The 21,938-nt window shown below is 64.7% G+C and carries 18 protein-coding genes; 9 read left to right on the top strand and 9 right to left on the bottom strand.

Annotation, left to right across the window (positions count from 1 at the left end; genetic code table 11):
* Positions 1 to 55: 55 nt before the first annotated feature.
* On the top strand, positions 56 to 4,171 hold the full coding sequence (locus BRA471DRAFT_RS32375; protein WP_007615052.1) for a GAF domain-containing protein: 4,116 nt from the start codon (positions 56 to 58) through the stop codon (positions 4,169 to 4,171).
* Here the strand turns inward: BRA471DRAFT_RS32375 and BRA471DRAFT_RS32370 are convergent.
* From BRA471DRAFT_RS32370 to BRA471DRAFT_RS32355, 4 genes are all read right to left on the bottom strand, one after another.
* Positions 4,145 to 4,486, bottom strand: a complete 342-nt coding sequence (locus tag BRA471DRAFT_RS32370; RefSeq protein WP_007615051.1) for a hypothetical protein — start codon at positions 4,484 to 4,486, stop codon at positions 4,145 to 4,147. The genes BRA471DRAFT_RS32375 and BRA471DRAFT_RS32370 overlap by 27 nt on opposite strands.
* Positions 4,487 to 4,769: 283 nt before the next feature.
* Positions 4,770 to 5,576 carry a WecB/TagA/CpsF family glycosyltransferase gene (locus tag BRA471DRAFT_RS32365; RefSeq protein ID WP_007615050.1) on the bottom strand — a complete coding sequence of 269 codons (807 nt, stop codon included), beginning with the start codon at positions 5,574 to 5,576 and terminating at the stop codon, positions 4,770 to 4,772.
* On the bottom strand, positions 5,569 to 7,938 hold the full coding sequence (locus BRA471DRAFT_RS32360; protein ID WP_007615049.1) for an exopolysaccharide transport family protein: 2,370 nt from the start codon (positions 7,936 to 7,938) through the stop codon (positions 5,569 to 5,571). Before BRA471DRAFT_RS32360 ends, BRA471DRAFT_RS32365 begins: the two co-directional genes overlap by 8 nt.
* Positions 7,939 to 8,229: 291 nt before the next feature.
* Entirely contained in the window at positions 8,230 to 9,030 is an 801-nt protein-coding gene (locus tag BRA471DRAFT_RS32355) for a bifunctional 2-polyprenyl-6-hydroxyphenol methylase/3-demethylubiquinol 3-O-methyltransferase UbiG (protein WP_007615047.1), read from the bottom strand.
* A gap of 394 nt (positions 9,031 to 9,424) precedes the next feature.
* Here BRA471DRAFT_RS32355 and BRA471DRAFT_RS32350 point away from each other — a divergent pair, with 394 nt between their 5' ends.
* Complete coding sequence (locus BRA471DRAFT_RS32350; RefSeq protein WP_007615046.1) at positions 9,425 to 10,453, top strand: glycosyltransferase family 2 protein; 1,029 nt, start codon at positions 9,425 to 9,427, stop codon at positions 10,451 to 10,453.
* 15 nt (positions 10,454 to 10,468) lie between these two features.
* Here BRA471DRAFT_RS32350 and BRA471DRAFT_RS32345 read toward each other — a convergent pair whose 3' ends face one another.
* Positions 10,469 to 11,455: a glycosyltransferase gene (locus tag BRA471DRAFT_RS32345; protein WP_007615044.1), complete on the bottom strand. Its 987-nt coding sequence runs from the start codon at positions 11,453 to 11,455 to the stop codon at positions 10,469 to 10,471.
* 247 nt (positions 11,456 to 11,702) lie between these two features.
* On the opposite strand from BRA471DRAFT_RS32345, the gene BRA471DRAFT_RS32340 reads away from it, so the two are divergent.
* The 4 genes from BRA471DRAFT_RS32340 (at position 11,703) to BRA471DRAFT_RS32325 (ending at position 16,381) form a co-directional block, all read left to right on the top strand.
* Entirely contained in the window at positions 11,703 to 12,770 is a 1,068-nt protein-coding gene (locus BRA471DRAFT_RS32340) for a glycosyltransferase (protein ID WP_035975246.1), read from the top strand.
* Between the two features lie 39 nt (positions 12,771 to 12,809).
* A complete protein-coding gene (locus BRA471DRAFT_RS32335; RefSeq protein WP_007615041.1) occupies positions 12,810 to 14,210 on the top strand; it encodes an O-antigen ligase in 1,401 nt (466 codons plus the stop codon).
* A 65-nt stretch (positions 14,211 to 14,275) separates the two neighbouring features.
* Positions 14,276 to 15,421 carry a GNAT family N-acetyltransferase gene (locus BRA471DRAFT_RS39195; protein WP_007615032.1) on the top strand — a complete coding sequence of 382 codons (1,146 nt, stop codon included), beginning with the start codon at positions 14,276 to 14,278 and terminating at the stop codon, positions 15,419 to 15,421.
* A 75-nt stretch (positions 15,422 to 15,496) separates the two neighbouring features.
* Positions 15,497 to 16,381, top strand: coding sequence for a protein-L-isoaspartate O-methyltransferase (locus BRA471DRAFT_RS32325; protein ID WP_007615030.1), 885 nt, complete (start codon positions 15,497 to 15,499; stop codon positions 16,379 to 16,381).
* 262 nt (positions 16,382 to 16,643) lie between these two features.
* On the opposite strand, the gene wrbA is transcribed toward BRA471DRAFT_RS32325, so the two are convergent.
* From wrbA to BRA471DRAFT_RS32310, 3 genes are all read right to left on the bottom strand, one after another.
* Positions 16,644 to 17,243: an NAD(P)H:quinone oxidoreductase gene (gene wrbA / locus BRA471DRAFT_RS32320; protein WP_007615029.1), complete on the bottom strand. Its 600-nt coding sequence runs from the start codon at positions 17,241 to 17,243 to the stop codon at positions 16,644 to 16,646.
* Between the two features lie 82 nt (positions 17,244 to 17,325).
* Positions 17,326 to 18,024, bottom strand: coding sequence for a pirin family protein (locus BRA471DRAFT_RS32315; protein WP_007615027.1), 699 nt, complete (start codon positions 18,022 to 18,024; stop codon positions 17,326 to 17,328).
* A gap of 32 nt (positions 18,025 to 18,056) precedes the next feature.
* Positions 18,057 to 18,809 (bottom strand): SDR family NAD(P)-dependent oxidoreductase, encoded by a 753-nt coding sequence (locus tag BRA471DRAFT_RS32310; RefSeq protein WP_007615026.1) that lies wholly within the window; start codon positions 18,807 to 18,809, stop codon positions 18,057 to 18,059.
* Positions 18,810 to 18,926: 117 nt separating this feature from the next.
* Here BRA471DRAFT_RS32310 and BRA471DRAFT_RS32305 point away from each other — a divergent pair, with 117 nt between their 5' ends.
* Both BRA471DRAFT_RS32305 and BRA471DRAFT_RS32300 read left to right on the top strand, forming a co-directional pair.
* The gene (locus BRA471DRAFT_RS32305; protein ID WP_007615025.1) at positions 18,927 to 19,862 is read left to right on the top strand and encodes a LysR family transcriptional regulator; all 936 of its coding nucleotides are present in this window, start codon (positions 18,927 to 18,929) and stop codon (positions 19,860 to 19,862) included.
* A gap of 86 nt (positions 19,863 to 19,948) precedes the next feature.
* The gene (locus BRA471DRAFT_RS32300) at positions 19,949 to 20,440 is read left to right on the top strand and encodes a transposase (RefSeq protein ID WP_035974468.1); all 492 of its coding nucleotides are present in this window, start codon (positions 19,949 to 19,951) and stop codon (positions 20,438 to 20,440) included.
* Between the two features lie 60 nt (positions 20,441 to 20,500).
* On the opposite strand, the gene BRA471DRAFT_RS32295 is transcribed toward BRA471DRAFT_RS32300, so the two are convergent.
* Positions 20,501 to 20,758, bottom strand: a complete 258-nt coding sequence (locus BRA471DRAFT_RS32295) for a hypothetical protein (RefSeq protein ID WP_007615018.1) — start codon at positions 20,756 to 20,758, stop codon at positions 20,501 to 20,503.
* A gap of 159 nt (positions 20,759 to 20,917) precedes the next feature.
* Here BRA471DRAFT_RS32295 and BRA471DRAFT_RS32290 point away from each other — a divergent pair, with 159 nt between their 5' ends.
* Positions 20,918 to 21,901, top strand: a complete 984-nt coding sequence (locus BRA471DRAFT_RS32290; RefSeq protein WP_007615015.1) for a tripartite tricarboxylate transporter substrate binding protein — start codon at positions 20,918 to 20,920, stop codon at positions 21,899 to 21,901.
* Positions 21,902 to 21,938: the final 37 nt, after the last annotated feature.

Raw genomic sequence — 21,938 nt, 5'->3', positions numbered from 1 at the left:
CCGCCCTCATAAGCTATCCGGGATAAAATGGCAGAGATGCCGGGGGAGTGAGATCGTGCAGAGGACCCTCGCGCGCACACTTGCAGCGTTGAGCGACATCAACGAAGCGATCCTTTACGCGAAGTCGCCGGACGAGCTGTACCAGAAGGTCTGCGACGCCGGGTTTTCGAGTGGGGACTTCATGGCCGTCGCCGTCTTCCTGGCGGAGCCGGATGGCCAGCGGCTGCGGTTTGCGGCCGGCTGCGGCGACGACGTTGCGCGGCTGCGTGCGATCAAGATCACCACGGCGGCCGGCACGCCGGAGGGATCGGGCGTCGGCGGCGAAGCCTTTCGCAGCCAGGGGATCTGCATCAGCAACGATTACCTGAACGATCCGCGCTCGCTCGCGTGGCGCGAGGGCGCGGCCGGGGCGGGTGTCGGCGCAGCCGCGGCGCTTCCCCTGATCTGCGGCGGTCGCAGTATCGGCGTGTTGTATGTGACCCGCTCGGGGGCAGGCACGCTCGACGAGGCGATGGTCTCGCTGTTCGAGCGGATGTCGAGCAATATCTCACATGCGCTGGAGAATTTCGCGCGCGAGACAGCGCGCGTGGATGGCGAGCGGGCAGTGCGGCGGCTCAACCGCATGTTCGGCGCCCTCACCGCGACCAATGAAGCAATCCTTCACGCGGGCACCGAGCAGGATCTGTACCAGCGGGTCTGCGATGCCGCTGTGTACAGTGGCAAGTCGCTTGCAACTTTCGTTCTGCTGCGCGAGCCGGATTCCGAATGGCTGACGCCGGTGGCAGCGACCGGACAAAATCTGGATCTGATCAGACAGTCGCGCTACTCGATCGATCCGGAGAGTCCCTACGGCAAAGGCATGTCCGGCGAGGTGTTCCGGACGCAGAAAGCGGTCGTCGAGGACGACCTCGTCAATCGTACCAAGGGGACCACCTGGGAGCAGGCCAACGTCAATGCCGGCGCCGTCGCCTGCGTGGCTGCTCCCCTGATCAAGCGTGGTACCAGCATCGGCGTGCTGTTTTTCTTCGTGAGCAAAGCCTGGGCGAAAGACGAAGGCATCGTCGCACTGTTGCTGCGCATGACTGAAACCGTATGCTTTGCGCTCGAGAATTTTGACCGCGACAAGGAGAAGGCCCAGATCGCGCTGGAGGAGGAACGGCTGGCGCGCATGTACGCGGCGCTAAGCGCGACCAACGAGGCCATTCTGCGGGCAAGATCCCGCAGCGAACTGTTTGATCTAGTTTGCGAAGCCACGGTGCAGGGCGCGAAGTTCGCCTCGACCTCGATCGCATTGCTCGACCGCGACACGGGACTGCTTCGCATCGTCGCATCGTTCGGACCGAACGCCGCTGAGGTACGAACCTTCAGGTTGCCGGTCAGCGACGAGGTGCCGGAGGGACGCGGGCTGACCGGCACTGCGTTCCGGACGCGACAGCCTTGTATCAGCAACGACATCCTGGCCGACACTCGCCTCGAGCCTTGGCACGCCAGCGCGCGTCGCAACGGTATTGGGTCGTCAACCGCGCTGCCGCTGTTCAACGGTGACAGGGTCGAGGGCGTATTCCTGTTCAACTCGCGCGAGCGCGGCACTTTCACGGACGAGTTCGTCGAGCTCCTGCGCAAGCTCCAGGCCAACGTCGCCTTCGCGCTGGAGAATTTCGATCGGGCCGACGAAAAAGCGCGGGCCGACAAGCAGCGTGATCGCCTGAGTGGCATGTTCGAGGCGCTGAGCGCCACCAATGAGGCCATCATGCGCGCCAAGACGCGCGAGGAGCTGTTCGAGGTCGCGTGCCAGGCCGCCGTGCTCGGCGGGGTGTTCGCCTCCGCGACAATCGGCACTTTGGACGACAAACGTGAGCTTGTCCGGGTGGTCGCCGTGAAGGGACGCCTGCAGGAACGAATGGTGGGACGCACCTGCCTCGTTTCCGCCGACCATCCTGAGGGCCAGGGGATCATAGGGATATCGCTGCGGACCCGCCGGGCCAGTGTCATCAACGATTATCTGAATGATCCGCGATCGGTGCACTGGCATTCCAAGGCGATCGAGGATGGAACCCGGGCTGCTGCCAGCTTCCCACTGCTGAGGGCCGGCCAGGAGCCGATTGGCATCCTGCTTTTCCTCGCACCAGAAGAGAATACGTTCACACCCGATCTGGTCGAACTGCTCGGACGCCTCGCTGAAAACGTCTCTTTCGCCCTCGACAATTTCGATCGTGCCGAGGAGAAGGCCCGCACCGAGGCGCAGAAGGAACGCCTGACGCGGATGTTTGCGTCGCTGAGCGCCACCAACGAGGCGATCATGCGGGCGAAGTCGCGCGCCGAACTGTTCGACCTCGTCTGCCTTGCCGCCTCGAATGGCGCAAAATTCACCTCGACCACCATTGCACTGTCGAGGGCCGACAGCGACCAGCTGGAGATCGTGTCCAGTGCCGGACCATCGTCTGACACCACGCGCAATGTCCGCCTGTCAATCGACCCCGAACGTCCCGAGGGGCGCGGAATGAGCGGCACGGCGTTCCGCACCCGCCAGCCCTGCATCAGCAACGACTATCTCAACGACGATCGCGTTCGCGCCTTCCATGCAATTGTCCGCAACGACGGCGCGCGGTCGGGCGCGGCTTTTCCGCTCGTCGCGCACGATCAGGCCGTCGGCGTCATGATCTACATGTCCACCGAGCCGGGCACCTTCACGGCCGAGTTCGTTGAGCTGTTGCAGCGCCTCGCCGACAACGTCTCCTTCGCGATGGAGAATTTCGACCGGGCCGACGAGAAAAACGAGGCCGACGAGCGGATCGAATACCTCGCTTCGCACGACAGTCTGACCGACCTGCCGAACCGCGAGACCTTCAACGCGCTGCTGCATGAGGCGATCGACGAAGCGCAGCGCCACGACCACCGCTTTGCGGTGCTGTTCATCGACCTCGACCGTTTCAAGGTCATCAACGATTCGCTGGGCCACGAGGCCGGCGATCTGCTCCTGCTCGAAGTGGCCAACCGGTTGCGTGGTGCGCTGCGCGCAAGCGACGTGGTGGCGCGGCTCGGCGGAGACGAGTTCGTGGTGATCCTCGACCAATGTGGCGAGATCGATGACGTGCAGCGCATCGCGAACGAGCTGTTGACGGCGCTTGCCGAACCGATGGAGCTGGCGGGGCATGAGTGCCACACCACGGCCTCGATCGGCATCGCGATGTATCCGACCAACGGCTCCGACGCACAGACACTGACCAAGAACGCCGACATGGCGATGTATCTCGCCAAGGAAGACGGCAAGAACGGCTACCGCTTCTTCTCCAAGGAAGTGAAGACGCAGTCGATCGAGCGGCTGTCGCTGGAGAGCGCGCTGCGCCGGGCGCTGGAGCGCGATCAATTCACTTTGAACTACCAGCCCAAGGTGGACATGGAGACCGGCCAGATCACGGGCGTGGAAGCCCTGCTGCGCTGGACGCACCCGGATCTCGGCAGCATCTCGCCGGCGCAGTTCATTCCGCTTGCGGAAGAGACCGGATTGATCGTGCCGATCGGCCGCTGGGTGGTGAAGGAGGCCTGCGCGCAGGCCATGGCCTGGCAGCGCCGCGGCCTCTTGCCGGTGTCGATGGCGGTCAACCTGTCACCGCGGCAGTTTGTGGACGAGCATCTGTTGCAGGACGTCGACGAGGCGCTGGCCGCCAGCGGCATGTCACCCGTGCTGCTCCAGTTGGAGGTCACTGAGAGCATGATGATGCGCAACGTCGGGCGCGCGCTCAAGGTGCTCGACGCCATCCAGAGCCGCGGCATTCGCTTGGCGATCGACGATTTCGGCACCGGTTATTCGTCGATGTCACTGATGAAGCATTTTCCGATCGACACTATCAAGATCGACCGCTCTTTCGTGCGCGACTTGCCGCAGGACGCAGAGGATCAGGCGATCGCGCAGGCGATCATCAGCATGGGCAAGGCGCTCGGCATGACCGTGGTTGCGGAAGGCGTCGAAAACGCCGAGCAGGAGGCGTTCCTGCGCACCCATGGCTGCGACGAGATGCAGGGTTTCCTGATCTCCATGCCGCTGCCGGCGCGGGAGATGGCCGAGCTGCTGCGGCCGATGGAGCTGCCCGTCGCGCCGCCGCTCCAGCCGGGGCCGGACCATGTCGCCACCGAGGCCGCGGCGCTACGCTTGAAAAGCGCTGTCGTCTGATGGCTGCGGGTGCAGTTCGCGGACGTCGTCTTCCTTGATTTGCACCTTGCGCGGAAAATCATCCGGCCAGGTCAGCGAGGTTTGCTTGGCGAACAGGGCGAGCAGGGCGTGCGCGCCTTCGGCAAAGCTCGAGTCCTGGCTCAGACCGAGTTCAGAACACCAGGCCTGTCGCATCGGCTCGTGCGTGTCGAGCACCGCCATCGCCGGACCCCACCACCAGGCAGGCGCCGGCGATCGTTCGTCCTCCGGCACGGCATGCCAGAGGACGAGCTCGTCCATCATGCGCTCGAATTGCAGGCTTGCGGCCTGATGCATTCGTTCCGTGCTCCCTTGGGTCGCGCCTGAAAGCAGGCCGATGCGCGGACTCGATCGTGGCCTTCGCTGTGAAAAGCTGGCTCGCACTACTGGCTGAGCCGATTGTGCCGCTTGTGTCAGCGGCCATACAAAACATACGGCGGCCGGGAAAGTTGCCGGCGCCGACCGTGACAGTCTCTTTAGCCGCTTATGAGCCCGACCCGCAAGGCGCAATACCGGCGCCGCTGGCGTTGAGATGGCGCAGTCGGGGCTGATGACCGGCGGGGGTCATGTCGTTCTCTACTCAGCGATTGAAGGGCCGGTTGCGGCTGAACAGCAGATAGATCGCGCGTGGGTTGGTGGTCAAATAGCGCCAGAACAGGCGGCGGGGCTCGAGCAAGGTGCGCCAGGCCCATTCGAGCCCGACCTTCTGCATCCATCGCGGCGCGCGGGCGCGGCTGCCCGACAAAAAGTTGAACAGGCCGCCGGATGTCTTGATGACGCCGACATTGGTGAGATGCGGGGTGAATTCCTCGACGAACGCCTGCTCGTTTGGCACGCCCAGCGCAACCCAGAGATAATCCGGCGCTAGCGCGTTGATCTCGTCGACCTTCGCGCGCAGCGCATCGCCACGGAGATAACCATGGCTGTAGCCGACGATCTTGAGGTTTGGATACATCTTCCGAACGTTCTCGACCGCAGCGGCGTTCTCGTCCTCGCTGGCGCCGAACATATAGAAGGTGCGGCCGACCGCCTCAGCCTTGCGCGCGACGACGTGAAACAGGTCCGTCGTGGCGACGCGCTCGGGCAACGGAAACCAGGATTGCAGCCTGGACGCCGCGACCAGCGGCTGGCCATCGGCGTTGATGAGGTCGGCGCCGCGGAACAGGCGCTCGGTCTCCGGTTCGGTCGAGCACCGCGCCAGCACCTCGCCATTGGCCGAGGTCAGGTGCAGCGGACGGCCGATGCGATGGCGCGGATCGGTCGCCTCGATCATGAAATCTGCGGTCGCTTCCAGGTCGATCGCAGCCATGCGGAGGCCGCCAATGGTGATCCGCGGCACGTCGGCGGTTGCGGCCCGGCCATCGAGATTGATGCGGCGCTCAAGCATATTGTCTGCCTCGTTGGCGAGCTTGGGCCATAGGGGTGAGTTCGTCGAGCACGACGCCGACGAGCTTGCGCTCGGCGCGGCCGAGTGTGCTCAATATCTCTTCCAGGCCGTCGTTGATGTCGAGGCTGGTCGGCAGCACCGCCACCAGCGCGTCGGCATCATCGAGCAGCTTACGGCTGCCGGCCGTGAGTGACGCCGCGGGGCCGTCGAGGACCACAAGGTCATAACCGCCGGCGGAGCGCGCCTGCGCGATGGCCTTGCGGATGGCGTCAGTGGCCTTGGTTGCGTCGCCGTCGACGGCCGGCAATACCGAGATGCCGTTGAGTGTCTTGATCTCGCGTGCGGCCTTGCTGCCGATCGAAAGCCATCCGACCTTGCTCGGCTCGCTCTTGCCGGGACGGTTGACCTTGTTCGAGAGCGGGTGCGCCTGATGGTCGGCATCGATTATCAGCACCCGGGCGCCGTCGCGCGCGGCCGCGAGCGCGAAATTCAGCGCCGTCACGCTGCGCCCGGTGGTCTCGCTGGCACCGACGAGCGCGATGACCGGCATTGTCTTTCCGCCGGCGCGCCGGGCCGCCGTAGCGCGCATGTCGCGCCAGGCGTTGAGCAGCGTCGTCAGTGGAAAGCCGGGGCGCAGCGTCGGCCAGCCCAGCCGGGTGAGGTCGATGCCGCCGCCGCTGGCGAGAATGGCACCGAGCGTGTGGATGACGTCGGCCTCCTGGAGGCGCGCGATCAGCGGCTTTTCGATCAGGGGCTTCTCGACCATCGAAGGTTGCAGCGGCGGGGCGGCGAGTTCCGGCAGTGCCTCCGCGACTTCCGGGGCTCGCGAAACTGGCTGAGGCCGGGGAGTTTCCGGCGCCCTCGAAGGCTCTGGAGCTCGCGGAGCTTGCGGCAACGGAGTGCGATTGGCACGGGCCGGCGCCGGCGCGAACGCACCGGCGAGCAGCAGTTCGGCCGCGACGAACCAGCTCGATGCAGCGATTGCGCCGAAGATGAAACCGATCATGGCGAACAGGCTCATCGCCGGCGGGAACGAGCGCCGCTGCGGCACCGTCGCCTCGCCGATGATTCGGGCCGCCGAGGTGTTCAGCGTCTCCTGCTCCTCGGTCTCGCGCGAGCGCTTGAGGAAGGATTGATAGACGTCACGGCTGGCATCGGCTTCACGCTCGAGCTCGCGCAAGCGCACGGCGGCCTGGCTGAGCTGGACACTCTGCCGCTTCTGCGCCTCCAGCGCCCGGCTGAGCGAGGCTTCAAAGTCGCGGGCGCGCGTCAAATCGTTCTTGGCGGACTGGGCGAAGCGGTCGATCTCTTCGTTGATGGTGCGCTTGAGATCCTCGACCTGCTTCTCGGTCTGGCGCAGCGCCGGATGACGCGGACCGAGCTCGCCGGCCTGCTCCGCATATTTCTTGCGCGCGTCGGCATATTGGGCGCGCAGGTTCGCGATGGTCGGCGATTGCAGCGCCTCGGAGTTCGCGCCTGCATCTGCCGTCGTGCGTCGGCTCGCCTCGATCTGGTCGAGGCGCGCCTGCGCGTCCATCGTCGCGGCGCGGGCGGCGGAAAGCCGCTGGTTGCTGGCGGAAAGCTGCTGGTCGCTGATCAGCGCATCTTGCGTGCCGACGAAATTGTTCTGGGCCTTGTAGGTCGCGAGCACGGTCTCGGCGCTGCGCAGCCGCTCGCGCAGCTCCTTCAGGCGACCGGAGAGGTCGTTGGTGGCGCGCCGGGCGGCGGACGCCTGCGAGTTGCGGGATTCCGCGAGGTAGGCGCTGGTCAGCGTGTTGGCGAGCATCGCCGCTTTCGCCGGATCGGTGGACCAGACCTCGATGTCGACGATGAAGCTCTTCTCGGTCTTGCGGATCGTGATGTGCCGGTTCAGCGCCTCGAGAGCGGCGAGCTGAACTTCCTTTTTCTCCGTGGCGGAGGGCGCGTGGGGCTGAAGGCCGATCAGGCCGAGCAGCGACGACATCACGCCTTTGCCGTCGGCGCCGCCGCCGAATTCGGGATCCTTGTCCAGATCAGCCTGCTGGATCACCTGGAGCAGCACGCTGTTGGAGGTGATCAGGCGCGCCTGGCTCTCGACCACCATCGACATGCCGGAGACGTCCTGCGCGCGGGGCGTTAGCTCGCGGTCGACGAGCTGAAGCTCGCGCGGGTCGACATAGAGCTGGGCGGTGGCGGTGTAGCGGGGCGTCAGGCTCTTGCCCACGGTGACGGCAAGCGTCGCACCGAGCAGCGCGGCAACGGCAATCGCGATCTTCCGCCGCCAGAGCAGGTTGACCAGCTCCAGCACGTTGAAGCCGGCCTGAGGCCGCTGCTGCGGGGCCTCCGGTCTGGCCCGATCTATCGGGTGGTTATAGTCAAGCATGATCCCCAGCTTTCATTCCAAGTGCCGCGTGCTGAGGGGGTACTCTTCGCTCTACGCCACGCACCTCACATATAGGTGCCCACTCAACGCAACAGGGAAAATTAACCATACTCATTGAGGGACTATTCACCGAAATGGCAAACAAAGCGTTTAAGCGCATGCCGCTCTTCGACGCGTCGCCGTGACGCGTGCGATGGCGCGGTCCCTCAGAGATTAACGGTTCGTTACCCCGTGCGGCGTGGCCGCGAGGCTTCGCCGGTCTTGCGATCGGCCGCGCGCGCACCATGGCCGTCAGCTTTTCCGCAGGATGACGTGATAATCGCCGCGGCGGACGTCCGTCCCGCGCGGGAGCACGGCGTTGAGCACGGCGGCAGCGGCGTCGACCAGGGCTGCGAACAGCGGCTTGCGCCGGCGCATCTCGGGATAGCGCGGGCTCTCGACCTCACGGCGGTAGATCATCTCGAGGCCATTGGCGCCGGCGAACGCTTCGAGCCTCGGCAGCGACACCAGGGGATGGAAGAAGGTCGGGAACGGCGGCTCGCCCGGCAAGCCGGCATCCTTGATGCCTCGAATGTGCCGGTAGAACCAGACGTGGAACCAGTGCGGCGAGTATTTGGTGACGACTCCGGACAACGAGCGCGGATTGGGCGCGCCGATCAGGATCATCCCGCCCCGCTTGAGCGCATCGCGGAAATTCAGGAGTGCGGCGTCGACGTTGGGAAGATGTTCGATCACGTTGTAGCAGATCACCAGATCGAAGGTCTCGCGCCCGAAGCGGTAGGTCTGGACGTCACCGAGGATCGCTTCGTCGGCATAGCTGTTGTTGCGAACCTGATCTTCGTCGATGTCGACGACGGTGACCTTGCTGCGGCTCAGCAATTCCGGTGGCAGGACGCTGCACGAGCCGCCTCCGGCTTCGTAGGTGGCAAGCTGGCCTTGCGGCAGTTCGCGACGCAGTACGTCGTGGACGGCGAGCAGGCTGTCGCGGGCTTCACCGGGGACGAGATCGTGCAGCGCCTGAGTGTGTGCAATGGCCGCGGGAATTTGGACCGCCGTGGCTGTCGCGAAATCGATCGTGGCTGGCTTGTTCATTTTTTTCCGACCGCGCTTGTTCGACTTAAATTTACAGGAAAAATCTCGTGTACCCGTAGAGCAAATCCGATGCCGCGACGCTTCACCCGTCGCAGTGCTTACGGTCGGGTTAATGAGCATGTGCGTTAACTACGGTATCTTCCGCGCCAGCCGCCGTCGGCACGGTGGACCGCGAATTGCAGTATCACGCGCGCAAGGTTTGGCAGCAGAAACACCCGAAAGCAGTTAAGTGCATGGATGGCGGAAAATCGGCGGCGTTGTGCCGTCGCGAGGCTCAAACCGGCCGTTCATTTTGGGACGTGCCTGTCCCGCGGCGATGTGCCGTCGCGGGACGACGCTGATCCCCGGGATCGAAGCAGGGCTTTTTCAATCTATCTCGGACATCTAGAACGTCATGACATTGATGCTGACAGACCTGTCCGCCATGCGTATCTCGGATGCCGTGCGCGATCCCAACCGGGAGATCGCGGCCAGCTCCCGGATCATCGACCTGTCGGTTGGTATCGTCGTCTGCATCCCCTGCTTCCGCCGCCCGCAGCATCTGCGGTTGACGCTGGACTCGCTCGCGAGCCAGCGCACCCCGCGCTCCTTCGCCGTCGTCATGGTCGAGAACGATGCGGTCCGGCGCGAAAGCGCGCCCGTTGCCGCGGAATATCTCGCCGATGGCAGGCTTCAGGGTGTCTGCCTGGTCGAGAAACGGCAAGGCAACGTCCAGGCGATCAACGCCGCGTTCGAGACCGCGCTGGCGCTGTTTCCCGCCGCGACCCGGTTCCTGATGATCGACGACGACGAGATCGCCTCGCCCGATTGGCTCGAACTGATGGTCCGCACCGCGGAGGCCACCGGCGCCGATCTGGTCGGCGGGCCGGTGCTGCCGGTCTTCGAGGACCACAGCATGCCCTGGCTTTCGCGCCACCCCGTTTTTTGTCCCGCCTATGATTACAGCGGCGCTGTGCCCCTGATCTACGGCTGCGGCAATTGCCTGATCACGCGTGCGGCATTCGAGAGCTTCGCCCGTCCCGCCTTCGACCCCCGCTTCAACTTCCTCGGCGGCGGTGACTGCGATTTCTTCGTGCGCTGCCGCGATGCCGGCATGACGTTCCACTGGACGGCGGAGGCAGTCATCACCGAGACGGTGCCGCAAAGCCGCACCAGTTTCGGCTGGATCGTGAAGCGCGGCCTGCGCATCGGCGCGATCAATTATCGTGTGCAGTCCAAGGCCGCGCAGGGGGCAGCGGCGCGAGTGTGGGTCTTTGCGCAGATGCTCGCAAGGTTGCCGCTGGCGCTGGTGCGCGCGGCCGGTCTGCTGAAATCGTCGAAGGCCGTCGTCGCGATGCATCCCGTGATGGTCGCGCTCGGCTCGCTGCTCGCCGCGTTCGGCATCGAGCCGAAACCCTATGAGGCCTCGAAAATCGCGTCCTGACGCCGAAGCGGCGGGCTAAATACCAAAGCAGGCGAGGGCGACCCTGACCGCGGAGCGCGGCAGCGATTTGAGCGAGCGGCGCCCGACCATCCCGAGATAGGCCAAGGCCTGGCGATATCTGCCGAAGCGGACCGCTTGCATCGCCGAATACGTGACGAGATGAACCTCGGCGGCCTGGCGCAGTGCGGCCGCCATGCCCGCGGGCAGTCGTGCCATGATCAGCCCGTCGTCGAACACCCGCGCGATGGCCGGAAAGAAATCCTGTGGCGTCCGCACCGCAGCGTTCATGGTGTTGGCCGTATGCAGGCGGTAGTCGAGCAGAAGGTTTGGCGCGAACTCGAATTCGCCGATCGCGGCAAGGCGGCACCAGCAGTGCCAGTCCTCGCAATATCTGAGCGCGACGTCGAAGCCACCGATGGCGCGGAAGGCCTCTGCACGTGCCAGCGCAATGCCGCCATTGACGATGAAGTTGCCGGCCGCGAGGCGCGCCAGTACGTCGCCGGACGGTTTGCGGCGTCCCTTCAGCAGATCCCGACGGCCGATCTGCCGTCCCTCGCTGTCGATCGTGTTGTAGTCGCCGTAGACGAGAACCGCTCGCGGCGCACCCCTCGCAGCCGCCAGCAGCGCCGCGACCGCGCCGGGCCGCAGGCGATCGTCGGCGTCGAGGAAGAGCAGCCATTGGCCGCTCGCATGCTCCGCGCCGAGATTGCGCGCTGCCGATACGCCGGCTGCGCCGTTGGTCATCAGGCGCAGTCGCGGGTCACGAATGGCATGGACGATGGCGGTGGTGCCGTCGGTCGAGCCATCGTCCACGACGATCACTTCGCTGACCTCGGCCTGCGCCAGTGCGCTGGCGAGGGTTTCGCCAATATAGGCCGCAACATTCTTGGCCGGAATGACGACGGACACTGATGTGGTTGAGCCGACCTGCAGCGGGAGGCGCGCCGCTGGAACGACGCGCGATGTGGCGGGCAATTCGAGAATGTCTTCCGCGGTGATCAAGATACGACTGGCCTTTAACCGTCTGTTAACCAGGGCGCGTCTGCGAGTTGGCAATGCGATCGAGCGCAACCTTGGCCGTCGCGAATAATACTCGCATTGGGAAAAAAGCGTCGCCACGAAGGCTGCCGCAGCGTTGGTTTCGTCAATTAGCGTTAAGCCGCCGGCATTAAGCCTGTGGCAAATTTGGAAGAGTGCGACAGCGGGTCCCATGCGAGAATGCGCAACCTGGCTGCCGCGGATGGACTCAGTGCCCGCAAAGACATTCGACTACGATCCCGACGACATGGTCCTCAACCTGTTCTACGAGGACAAGGACGATCGCTGGTTTCCCGGCGATCGGCATCTGCGGCGCATGGCGCGTCGCATGCTGCTCGGCGAGCCGCGCATGAGCGGGCAGCTCCGCGTGTTCCTCAATCTCTGTGCGGGCCTCGATCGGCTCGGTATCCGCTATCGCGTCAACGACTACGGCTACATCGCGCGGCATCCGGGCGAACTCGCCTGCATCATCGGCCGCACCTTCCTGCTCGACAAGTTCGCCTGGAAAAATCCGATCCTGCTCGGCGTCGCCGCCCACAATCATCCGCTCGACGATCCCGACCTGTTCAGGCGCCTACCGGTCAAGAAGGTCGTGGTGCCAGGTCCATGGTACGCCGAGATGTATCGGCCGCATTGGCCCGACACGGAGGCCTGGCCGATCGGCATCGACACGGATCTCTGGGCACCGTCGCCGACGTCGCAAAAGAGCGTCGACGTCCTGATCTACGACAAGGTGCACTGGGACCGCGATCGCTACGCGGCGGAGCTGATCGAACCCGTCCGCGCCCGGCTCACGAGGGAAGGCCGCTCGTTCACCGAGCTGCGTTACGGCAGCTACAAGGAAGAAGACTATCGGGCCGCGCTCGCGCATTCGCGTGCGATGATCTTCCTGTGCCAGAACGAGAGCCAGGGCATCGCCTATCAGCAGGCATTGTCTTGCGGCGTGCCGGTGCTCGCCTGGGATCCCGGCGGCCCCTGGCGGGACCCCGATTATTATCCACATCGCGTCCAGTTCGCACCGGTGTCGTCCGTGCCGTACTGGGACGATCGTTGCGGCGCCAAGTTTGCCGATATCGCGGGATTCGAGGCGGGTTGGAACGAGTTCTGGGCCGGGTGCGCCGCCGACACGTTCGACCCACGCGGTTTCGTGCTCGAAAATCTCACGCTGGAACAGCGCGCGCTTCAATATTACGAGATCGCGCGGAGCATCGTGCGGGAGCAGGCGGTGCCGCAGAGCCCCGCCGGACTGGTTGACGAATGCTTAACAGGGATCGGCTAAGAGTTGGAGCCTCCCCCGGCTTCACCACAGCCTCGAGCCATGGATCGCAGCGGCACTGACATGACCGACGTCGAGGCCCGATCGTTCGGCGACGTCCTGCGCGATGGGTTTGCGGGGGTCAACGCCGTGCGGGCGGCGCGCTGCCTCGTCGCAGTCGCAGCCCTGCTCCTCGTGCTGGTGACGCTCGATCCGTTTCCTGACCTGCGCAACGAGGATGTCACCACCGTCGTCGGCGGACGGATGGCGCTCACTTATGTCTCCTGGGGCCTGCTGGCCGCGATCGCGGTGCTGTTGGTCGCCGCAACGGATGCGCCTGCGCTGAAGACCCTGGTGACGCCGCTGCATCTCTGTTTGGTCGGCTGGCTATTGATCAACATCGCCTTCTCCGAAAATCGCGGAGTTTCGATGCAGCGCTTCGTGCTCGCGGCCAGCGTGATGTCGCTTGCGGTGCTGTTGCCGTTGCTGCCGCCGACGCAGCGCAGCTTCAATCTGTGTCTTGGCGGCGCCGCGCTCGTATTGCTCGCACTCTGCTATCTCGGCGTCATCATGGCCCCGCAATACTCGATGCACACTGCACTCGACGTCACCGAGCCGCAGTTGGCCGGCGACTGGCGCGGCAGCTTTGGCCACAAGAACATCGCCTCGCCGGTGATGACCATCCTGGTCTATGTCGGCATCTACCTGTCCGCCGTCGGTTCGTTCGTGATGGGCCCGGCCATCGCCGCGCTGGCCGGAATCTTCCTGATCTTCACCGGCGGCAAGACGTCGTCGGTGCTGTGTCTTGCAGTCTACGCGCTCGCCTCACTGGTCTGCGTCACGCCGAGCGTGTGGCTGAAGCGGATCATCTGCTTCGTGCCGCTGATCGTGATGAACCTGCTGACGGTCGGCAGCGTCCTGAGCCCGGCGCTCGGGGCGATGACGCGGCTGCTTCCGCTCGATCCCACTTTCACCGGCCGTTCCGCCATCTGGGAGTTCGCGCTTGCAGCTGTCGCCGACAAGCCGATCATCGGCCACGGCTACGCCGCGTTCTGGGACGACGTGACCGCGCGGCAGACCGCGCAGGGCGCCGAATGGGCGACGAGCGCGGCGCACAGCCACAACAGCTATCTCGACCTCGCGGTGACCATCGGCGTGCCGGGGCTGTTGCTGGTGATCCTCATCTTCGTGCTCGCGCCGCTCGGCAATTTCCAGACGGCCCGAACTCACAACCGCAGCGGTGCGTTGGCAAAGCTGTTCCTGACCGTATGGCTGTTCGGCCTGTACTACGGGGCCACCGAGACCTTCCTGCTCGAACGGCAGAATCCGATCTGGTTCATGTTCGCCGTTGCCGTGGCCGGCCTGTACTTCCTGGCCAGGTTCCAATGCGTCGCGGAAACGGAACCGGATGACATGTCGCAGCCGGTGCCGCCGCAGTGGCATCGGCTTAACGATAAGCGGTGAGGTCAGTTGTGGCCGCGACCAAACATAATCTATCCGGAAGCACCCAGTAATCGTATGTCCCGCGGATGACGATCCTCAGCGTCGAGCAACCAGATGGTCTTGCGTCCAGCACGTCGGGAATCGCGGTCGATTTCGTGCGTGACTGGCAGCGGGCCGCATCGCGCCTGAACGCAGGCCATCGCACTGTATTCCAGCATGGCTGCTGGCTCGGCGCCTGGTACGAGGCGTTCCACGATCTCTCGCCGCTGATTGCATTGATCTCCGATGCCACGACCGGCAGGGACATCGCAATGGTGCCGATGATCAGCCACCTCAGGCGCGGCATCCGCATCGTCGAATTCGCCGATTTCGGCGTCTCCGACAACAACGCGCCGATCCTGGCGCTCGATGCCGCGTTGGACGCGGCGGCGGCGGATGCGATCGGTAAGGCGCTGATCGACGCATTGCGCGCATTGCCGGACCGCTTCGATCTGCTCCGCCTGAAGAAGATGCCAGCCCAGATCGGCGGCAGGCCGAACCCGCTGGTGTCGCTCGGCCGGATCGGATCCTGCTCGCTCAACGGCAACCTCGTGCTGACCGGCGACGACTATGAAGATTACCAGGCCTCGATCAAGCGCATGCAGATGCCACGCTGCTGGCGCGTCTTCAATCGTCACGCCGGCGCGCGATTCGAGATCGCCACCGGTGTCGCGCGTGCGCGCGAGCTGCTGGACGTGATGGATGTCCAGCAGCAGGCGCGCATGCGAAAGCTCGGCTCGCGCTTCGTCCTCAACGACGAAACCCATGCGCAGTTTTATCGCGAGGTCGCGCGTCGGGGCGTCGCGAACGGTTACGCCGTCATTTCGGCGCTGGTCTGCGACGAGGCCGTCGTCGCCACCACGCTTGGCGTCAGGTTCGGTGCGACCTATTTTCTCCTGCGCATCAGCCACGCCGGCGATTCATGGTCGAGCTGCTCGCCGGGACTGCTCGTGACCGAGCGCACCATGGCGGCCCTGCATGCGGACGGCGTGCGCCGTTTCGACCTCAGCATCGGCAACCAGGATTACAAGCGCCGCTTCGGCGCCGAGCCGCTGCCGCTGACCGATGTCAGCGTCGCGCTCTCCTGGCGCGGCATGCCCTTCGCGTGGCGTGACCATGTCGCGCAGGGCCTGCGCCGTCACCCCAGGCTTGCCGCCTTTGCGGCGCAGGCGATGGGCAAGAGGGCGCGCTGACGCGCTGCCCTGGATTGTAGGGTCACTCGATTATCGCAATCGCTGTGTTATCGTCGCCTGTTTCCCGGAGGCGACATGGAAGATCGTTCGGCAAAATATCGCGCATTCTATGCGCAATTGATCTGCGCCGCGGCGAGGGCCGCGGACCCCCGTATCGAGGAAGCCTTTCGCACCGTCAGGCGCGAGCCGTTCGTCGGACCTGGACCGTGGTCGATCTCTCTCGGCGGTCACCCCTATGTCGTGACGCCCGATGATGATCCCGCCTACCTCTATCAGAACACGCTGCTTGCGCTCGACAGCACGCGGAGTCTCAACATCGGGATGCCCGGCGCGCACGCCTATTGGCTCAGCGGTTGCGCGGTAAAGGAAGGCGAGACCGTGATCCAGATCGGCGCGGGGAGCGGCTATTACACCGCGATCCTCGCGCATCTCGTCGGCCCCGGCGGCCACGTCCATGCCTACGAGATCGACGAACGTCTGGCGGGACTCGCGCGCGAGAATCTGAAGGAGATCGTTCATGTGGATGTGCGGGAACGTTCGGGCGTGGCGTCCGTTCTGCCCAAAGCCGACGTGGTCTATGTCTGCGCGGGCGCGGCGCAGCCGGCCACCGAATGGCTCGATGCCTTGCTGCCCGGTGGGCGGCTGGTGTTTCCGCTCGCGCCCGAAGGCATGCTCGGCGGCATGCTGATGATCACGCGCCCGGACGACGGTGCGGTCTGGCCCGCCAAATTCCTCGGGCGTGCCCAATTCATCGGCTGCGCGGGGTTGCAGGATGCGGATGCTGCCCGGCGACTGGCCGAGGCGTTCGCAAGGGAATGGGAGGGCGTGCAGTCGTTGCGGAGAGAGGGCGCTCCCGACGAGACGTGCTGGTTCGCCGGTGAAGGCTGGTGGCTGTCGACGGTACCGGCGCCTGTCGCGACTGCGCCCATCAAGCCCAACGCGGACATCACGCAGGCCTAGTGGCTAGAACATCATGACTTCGCGCAGCCGGCACAGTGAAAGCGGCCGCGTGAGGCCCTGAACAGGCTGCGGCAATACCAGCGCCGCGCCAGCGCCTGAGCGGGCCTGCGGATCATCTGCGCGATCAACAAGAGTTCGAAAGCCATTCGTATCGCTTGTCGTGAAATATCCTGGCCACAGAGATGGGCCGGCATCCCCAGAAGAGAGTGCCGCCCAGATCGCACCTGCCATGCAGTGGTTCGGACGTAAAGCTTAACCGCGCTCAGCCGTGCAGCTTCTTGGCTGTCTCCGCGATCTGGCGGCCCTGATAGCGCGCACCGGCGAGCTCGTTGGCGCTGGGCTGGCGGCTGCCGTCGCCGCCGGTGATGGTGGTGGCGCCGTAAGGCGCGCCGCCGGTGACCTCGTCGAGCTTCATCTGGCCGGCAAAACCGTAGTTCAGGCCGACCACGATCATGCCGAAATGCAACAGGTTGGTGATGATCGAGAACAGCGTCGTCTCCTGGCCGCCATGCTGGGTCGCGGTCGCCGTGAAGGCGCCGCCCACCTTGCCGTGCAGCGCGCCTTTGGCCCAGAGCCCACCGGCCTGGTCCAGAAAGTTCGCCATCTGCGAGGCCATGCGGCCGAAGCGGGTGCCGGTACCGACGATGATCGCGTCGTAGTTTGCGAGGTCCTCGATCTTGGCGACGGGGGCGGCCTGGTCGAGCTTGTAATAGGACGCCTTGGCGACCTCGGCCGGCACTAGCTCGGGCACGCGCTTGATGTCGACGGTGGCACCGGCTTCGCGGGCGCCTTCGGCAACGGCATTGGCCATCGCTTCGATGTGGCCATACGCGGAATAATACAGGACGAGAACTTTGGTCATGATGGTCTCCGTTGGATCCAGATTTGATGCGTCGGTGTCGGGAGCGTCATGCCGGGGCAAGCCCGCCATGACGAAGGTGTTGCTAAGCCGCGTCGACGAGCACGATCTCGGAATCTTCCAGTGCCGTGATCTTCAACCTGTCCTCGTCGCGGATCGCGGCGCCGTCGCGGGCGTTGACGCGCACACCGTTGATCTCGACTGACCCCGCCGCGGGCACCAGATAGAGGTGCCGTGACTTGTGCGGCACGTATTCCGCGCTCTCGCCCGCCTTCAATGTGGTGGCGAGCACCCGCGCATCGGCGCGGATCGGCAGCGCGTCCGTATCATGCTCGAAGCCGCTCGCGATGGTGACGAGCTTGCCGGAGCGATCTCCTTTCGGAAACGGCTTCGAGCCCCAGGTCGGCTGTCCCCCGCGTGCGGTCGGCTCGATCCAGATCTGGAAGATGCGTGTCTTGGTCGGCTCGAGATTGTACTCGGAGTGGCGGATGCCGCTGCCGGCGCTCATCACTTGCACGTCGCCCGCTTCGGTGCGTCCCTCGTTCCCGAGGCTGTCCTGATGGGTGATCGCGCCCTCGCGCACATAGGTGATGATTTCCATGTTGGCGTGGGGATGGGCTGGAAAGCCGGTGTTCGGCGCGATCTCGTCGTCGTTCCACACCCGCAAGGCGCCGTGACCCATGTTGTCGGGGTCATAATGGCTTGCGAAGGAGAAATGATGCTTGGCGTTGAGCCAACCGTGATCGGCGCCGCCGAGCTTTGCGAAAGGTCTAAGTTCGATCATCTGCGTGATTCCTTATATTGGGACGGTTGCGCCTAGGCGCCGAAACCGCCGTCGACGTTGAGCACCGTGCCGGTGACGAAGGAGGCTTCCGGGCTTGCGAGGAAGACGATTCCGGCGGCGACTTCCTCGGGGCGACCGAAGCGCTGCAACGCGTGCTGCTTGCGCTGGGTCTCGGCGAACTCGCCGCCGTCCTTCGGGTTCATGTCGGTGTCGATCGAGCCGGGCTGCACCACATTCACTGTGATGCCGCGCGGGCCGAGGTCGCGCGCTGCGCCCTTGGTGTAACCGACCACGGCCGCCTTGGTGGCGACGTAGTCCGCAAGGCCGGGGAACGAGGCGCGGTCGGCGAGCATCGAGCCGACGGTGACGATGCGGCCGCCTTCGCCCATCAATTGCGAAGCGGCACGGATCGCTGCGATCACGCCATGCACGTTGACGGCGTCCTGGCGGGCGAGCGCCTCGGTGTCGGCCTTGGCATCGTCGATCGCGCCGCCGCTCGCGACGCCGGCATTGTTGACGAGGATGTCGAGATGGCCGAACTCCTTTGCGACATCGTTGACGAGCTGCGTCACGTCCTTGGCCGAAGCCTGGTCCGCCCTGAAGGCGCGGGCCTTGACGCCCCGGGCCTTCAACTCGGTGACGACCGCTTCCGCCTTTTCGGGAGAGGCGACATAGCTGATGGCGACATCAGCACCTTCATCGGCGAGGGCGCGGGCAGAGGCCGCGCCGATACCGCGCGAGCCGCCGGTGACGAGGGCAACCTTGCCTGAGAGCTTCTTGGTCATTGGATTTCTCCAGTCCTGAATTTCTGATGACCCTTGGATAAGCCTTCGCCTGTGGTATAGAAATAGAAACTGTCGAAACGCATTGTTTCCTTAAGCAGCCCAATTGGATCCGCTTTCATGGCCAAGCTCCCCGATTTCGAGGCACTCGCGATTTTCGCAAAAGTCGTGGAATTACGGTCGTTTGCGGGGGCCGCGGGCGAGCTCGCGATGTCGAAGGCGACGGTGTCCAAGGCGGTTACGCGCCTCGAAGAGCGGCTCGGCGCCCGGCTGTTCAACCGCACCTCACGCCGGCTCGCGCTGACCGACGCCGGGCACAAGCTCGCCGAGCGTGCGACGCGACTGCTGTCCGACGGCGAGGCGGCGGAGAACGAGGCGCTGGCGCAGTCGGTCGCGCCGCGGGGCCTGGTGCGGCTCGCTGTGCCCATGTCGTTCGGGATCAAGGCGGTGGCGCCGTTGCTGCCGGGGTTCTTCGAGGCTTATCCAGAGGTCTCGGTCGATCTGCATCTGAGCGACGCGACCATCGATTTGATCGGCGAGGGCTTTGACATGGCAGTGCGGATCGCACGGCTACCGGACTCCTCGTTGATTGCGCGGCGGCTCTTCACGATGCCGCGCTTTACGGTAGCTGCGCCGTCCTATCTGAAGCGCGAGGGACGACCGACGCATCCGATGCATCTGGCCGCGCACAAATGCTTCAGCTATACCTATCTCTCTACGCCGAACGTCTGGCACTACACCAATGCGGCCGGCGAGCAGGCGAGTGTACGCCCAGGCGGCCAGCTCCGCGTCAACAACGGCGAAGCGGTGATGCCGGCGCTGATCGCCGGCTTCGGCATCGCAGACCTTCCGGAATTCATCGTCGGTGACGCCATCTCCTCCGGCGACGTCGAGGTGATCCTGAAGGACTGGAAGCAGGCCGAAGGCGCCGTGCATCTGGTGACGCCACCTGGCGGCCCGCGCCCCGCACGCGTCGAGGCGCTCGGCGATTTTCTTGCGGCGAAGCTGCCCGGTACGTGCAAGCAGCGGGCAAAGAAGAGCGAGCGAACAGCGTAGGTGCCGTAGGGTGGGCAAAGCGAAGCGTGCCCACCAATTCATGCGAGGGACCGCAAGTGCCTCAGTATCGCCGAGCGCAAGGCAACATGTTCTTCTTCACCGTCGTGCTAGCCGATCGGTCAAGTACGCTACTCGTCGACCAGGTTGATCGCCTACGCCAGATTTACCGAACGGTCGTGCAACGCCGGCCGTTCGAGACCGTCGCTATCTGTATCTTGCCGGACCACCTCCATGCGATCTGGGCGTTGCCTGAGGATGACGCCGACTTTTCGTCGCGATGGAATCTGATCAAGGGCAGCTTTTCGCGAGGCTTGGAGATCGGCGAGCGTTCAATCAGTAAATCGAGGAAGCGAGAGAAGGGCATTTGGCAACGCCGGTTCTGGGAGCACGCAATTCGCGACGATGCTGACTTGGAGCGGCACGTTGATTACATACATTTCAATCCTGTGAAGCATGGCCTCGTCGCGCGTGTGCGCGATTGGTCTTTCAGCAGCTTCCATCGCTATGTTGATCAAGGCGCCCTTCCTATGGATTGGGGAGGGGATGCGCGTGACATCGCAGGACACTTCGGCGAATGATTGGTGGGCACGGCGCTTTGCGCCTTTGCCCACCCTACGGCATATCGCCCAGTAGTACGACTAAGACACCTTCACGCCATCCTTCGCGACCACGCGCAAGCTCGGCTTCAACGTCTCTTCCAGTTGCGACTTCAATTCATGAACACGCGGGTCGCTCGATCTCTTCGCGCAGACCGCGTATTGATGCACGGATTGCGCCAAGGCGCGGCGCGCTTCCGGCGTTCGCGTCAATTCGGGCTTTGAAAGCCGCAACACGATAGCGGCGAGATTCACCAGCATCTCGTCCAGCGCCACGTCAATGGTCTGAAGTCTATTCATCGCTTCACTCCCTGGGAGGCAACGGTAGAGTCCGGGGGGCGTTCCTGACCGGGCGGAACATGGCTAATGCTTGGTTAATCCCGCCGCGCGGCTTGTTCTTGTGGACGGTCACGCTAGGCTGGCAGCGACACAAGAAAAAACAGGGGGAGGAAGTCTGCCATGGATCGACGCGATGTCCTGCGCGCCGCTGCCGCATTGCCGTTGTTGCCTGTGTTGTCGAGTGCGGCTTTCGCGCAAACCTATCCCTCTCGCAACGTCACCATGATCGTGCCGTTTCCGGCCGGCGGCCAGGCGGACCTCGCGGCCCGCCCCGTCGCACAGGCGCTGGAGCGAATCCTCGGCAAGGCGGTCATCGTCGACAACCGCGCCGGCGGTGGCGGTGGATCCGTCGGCAATGCCGCGGCGGCGCGCGCCGAGCCTGACGGCTACACGCTGCTGATGACGCTGTCCTCTCTTGCAGTGCTGCCCGAGGCCGACCGGCTGTTCGACCGTCCGGTCGCCTACGAGCTCTCGCAGTTCATGCCGATCGCACGGGTGCTGGCCGATCCCACGCTGCTCGCTGTGCCGGCCTCGGCGCCGTGGAAGACGGCGCAGGATTTCGTCGAGGACGCCAGGAAGCGCCCCGGCCAGATCACCTATGGCTCGTCGGGGCCTTACGGCACGCTGCATGTGGCGATGGAGATGTTCGCAAACAGCGCCGACATCAAGCTGCTGCATGTGCCATTTCGCGGCGCAGGTCCCGCACTGACCGCGCTGCTCGGCGGCACCGTGCAGGCGATCGCCGCCGCACCGGGAACGCTGAAGCCGCAAGTGGAGGACGGCAAGCTGCGCGTGCTCGGCAATTGCGGCGCCAAGCGAATCGCAAGCTTCCCCGATGTGCCGACGTTCCAGGAGCTCGGCTACAAGGACGTCGAGATGTACATCTGGGCCGGACTCTTTGCACAGAATGCTCTTCCTGCACCGATCGCGACTCGCCTGCGCGAGGCGATGGCGCAGGTGATGACGAGCCCGGACGTGCTCAAGGCCTTCGAAACGTCGGGCAGTCTCGTCGCTTATCAGGACGCGCCGGCGTTCGCCGAGTTCGTGGCGGTCGACAGCGCGCGGCTGATTACGGCGGTCAAGAAGATCGGCAAGGTCCAATAGGTTCCTGGCCCGTTTTCACAATTTTTTGTTGGTCCAG

This window comes from Bradyrhizobium sp. WSM471, assembly GCF_000244915.1.
In the GTDB taxonomy this organism is placed as follows: domain Bacteria; phylum Pseudomonadota; class Alphaproteobacteria; order Rhizobiales; family Xanthobacteraceae; genus Bradyrhizobium.
This window is presented reverse-complemented; position numbering and strand designations above follow the sequence as displayed.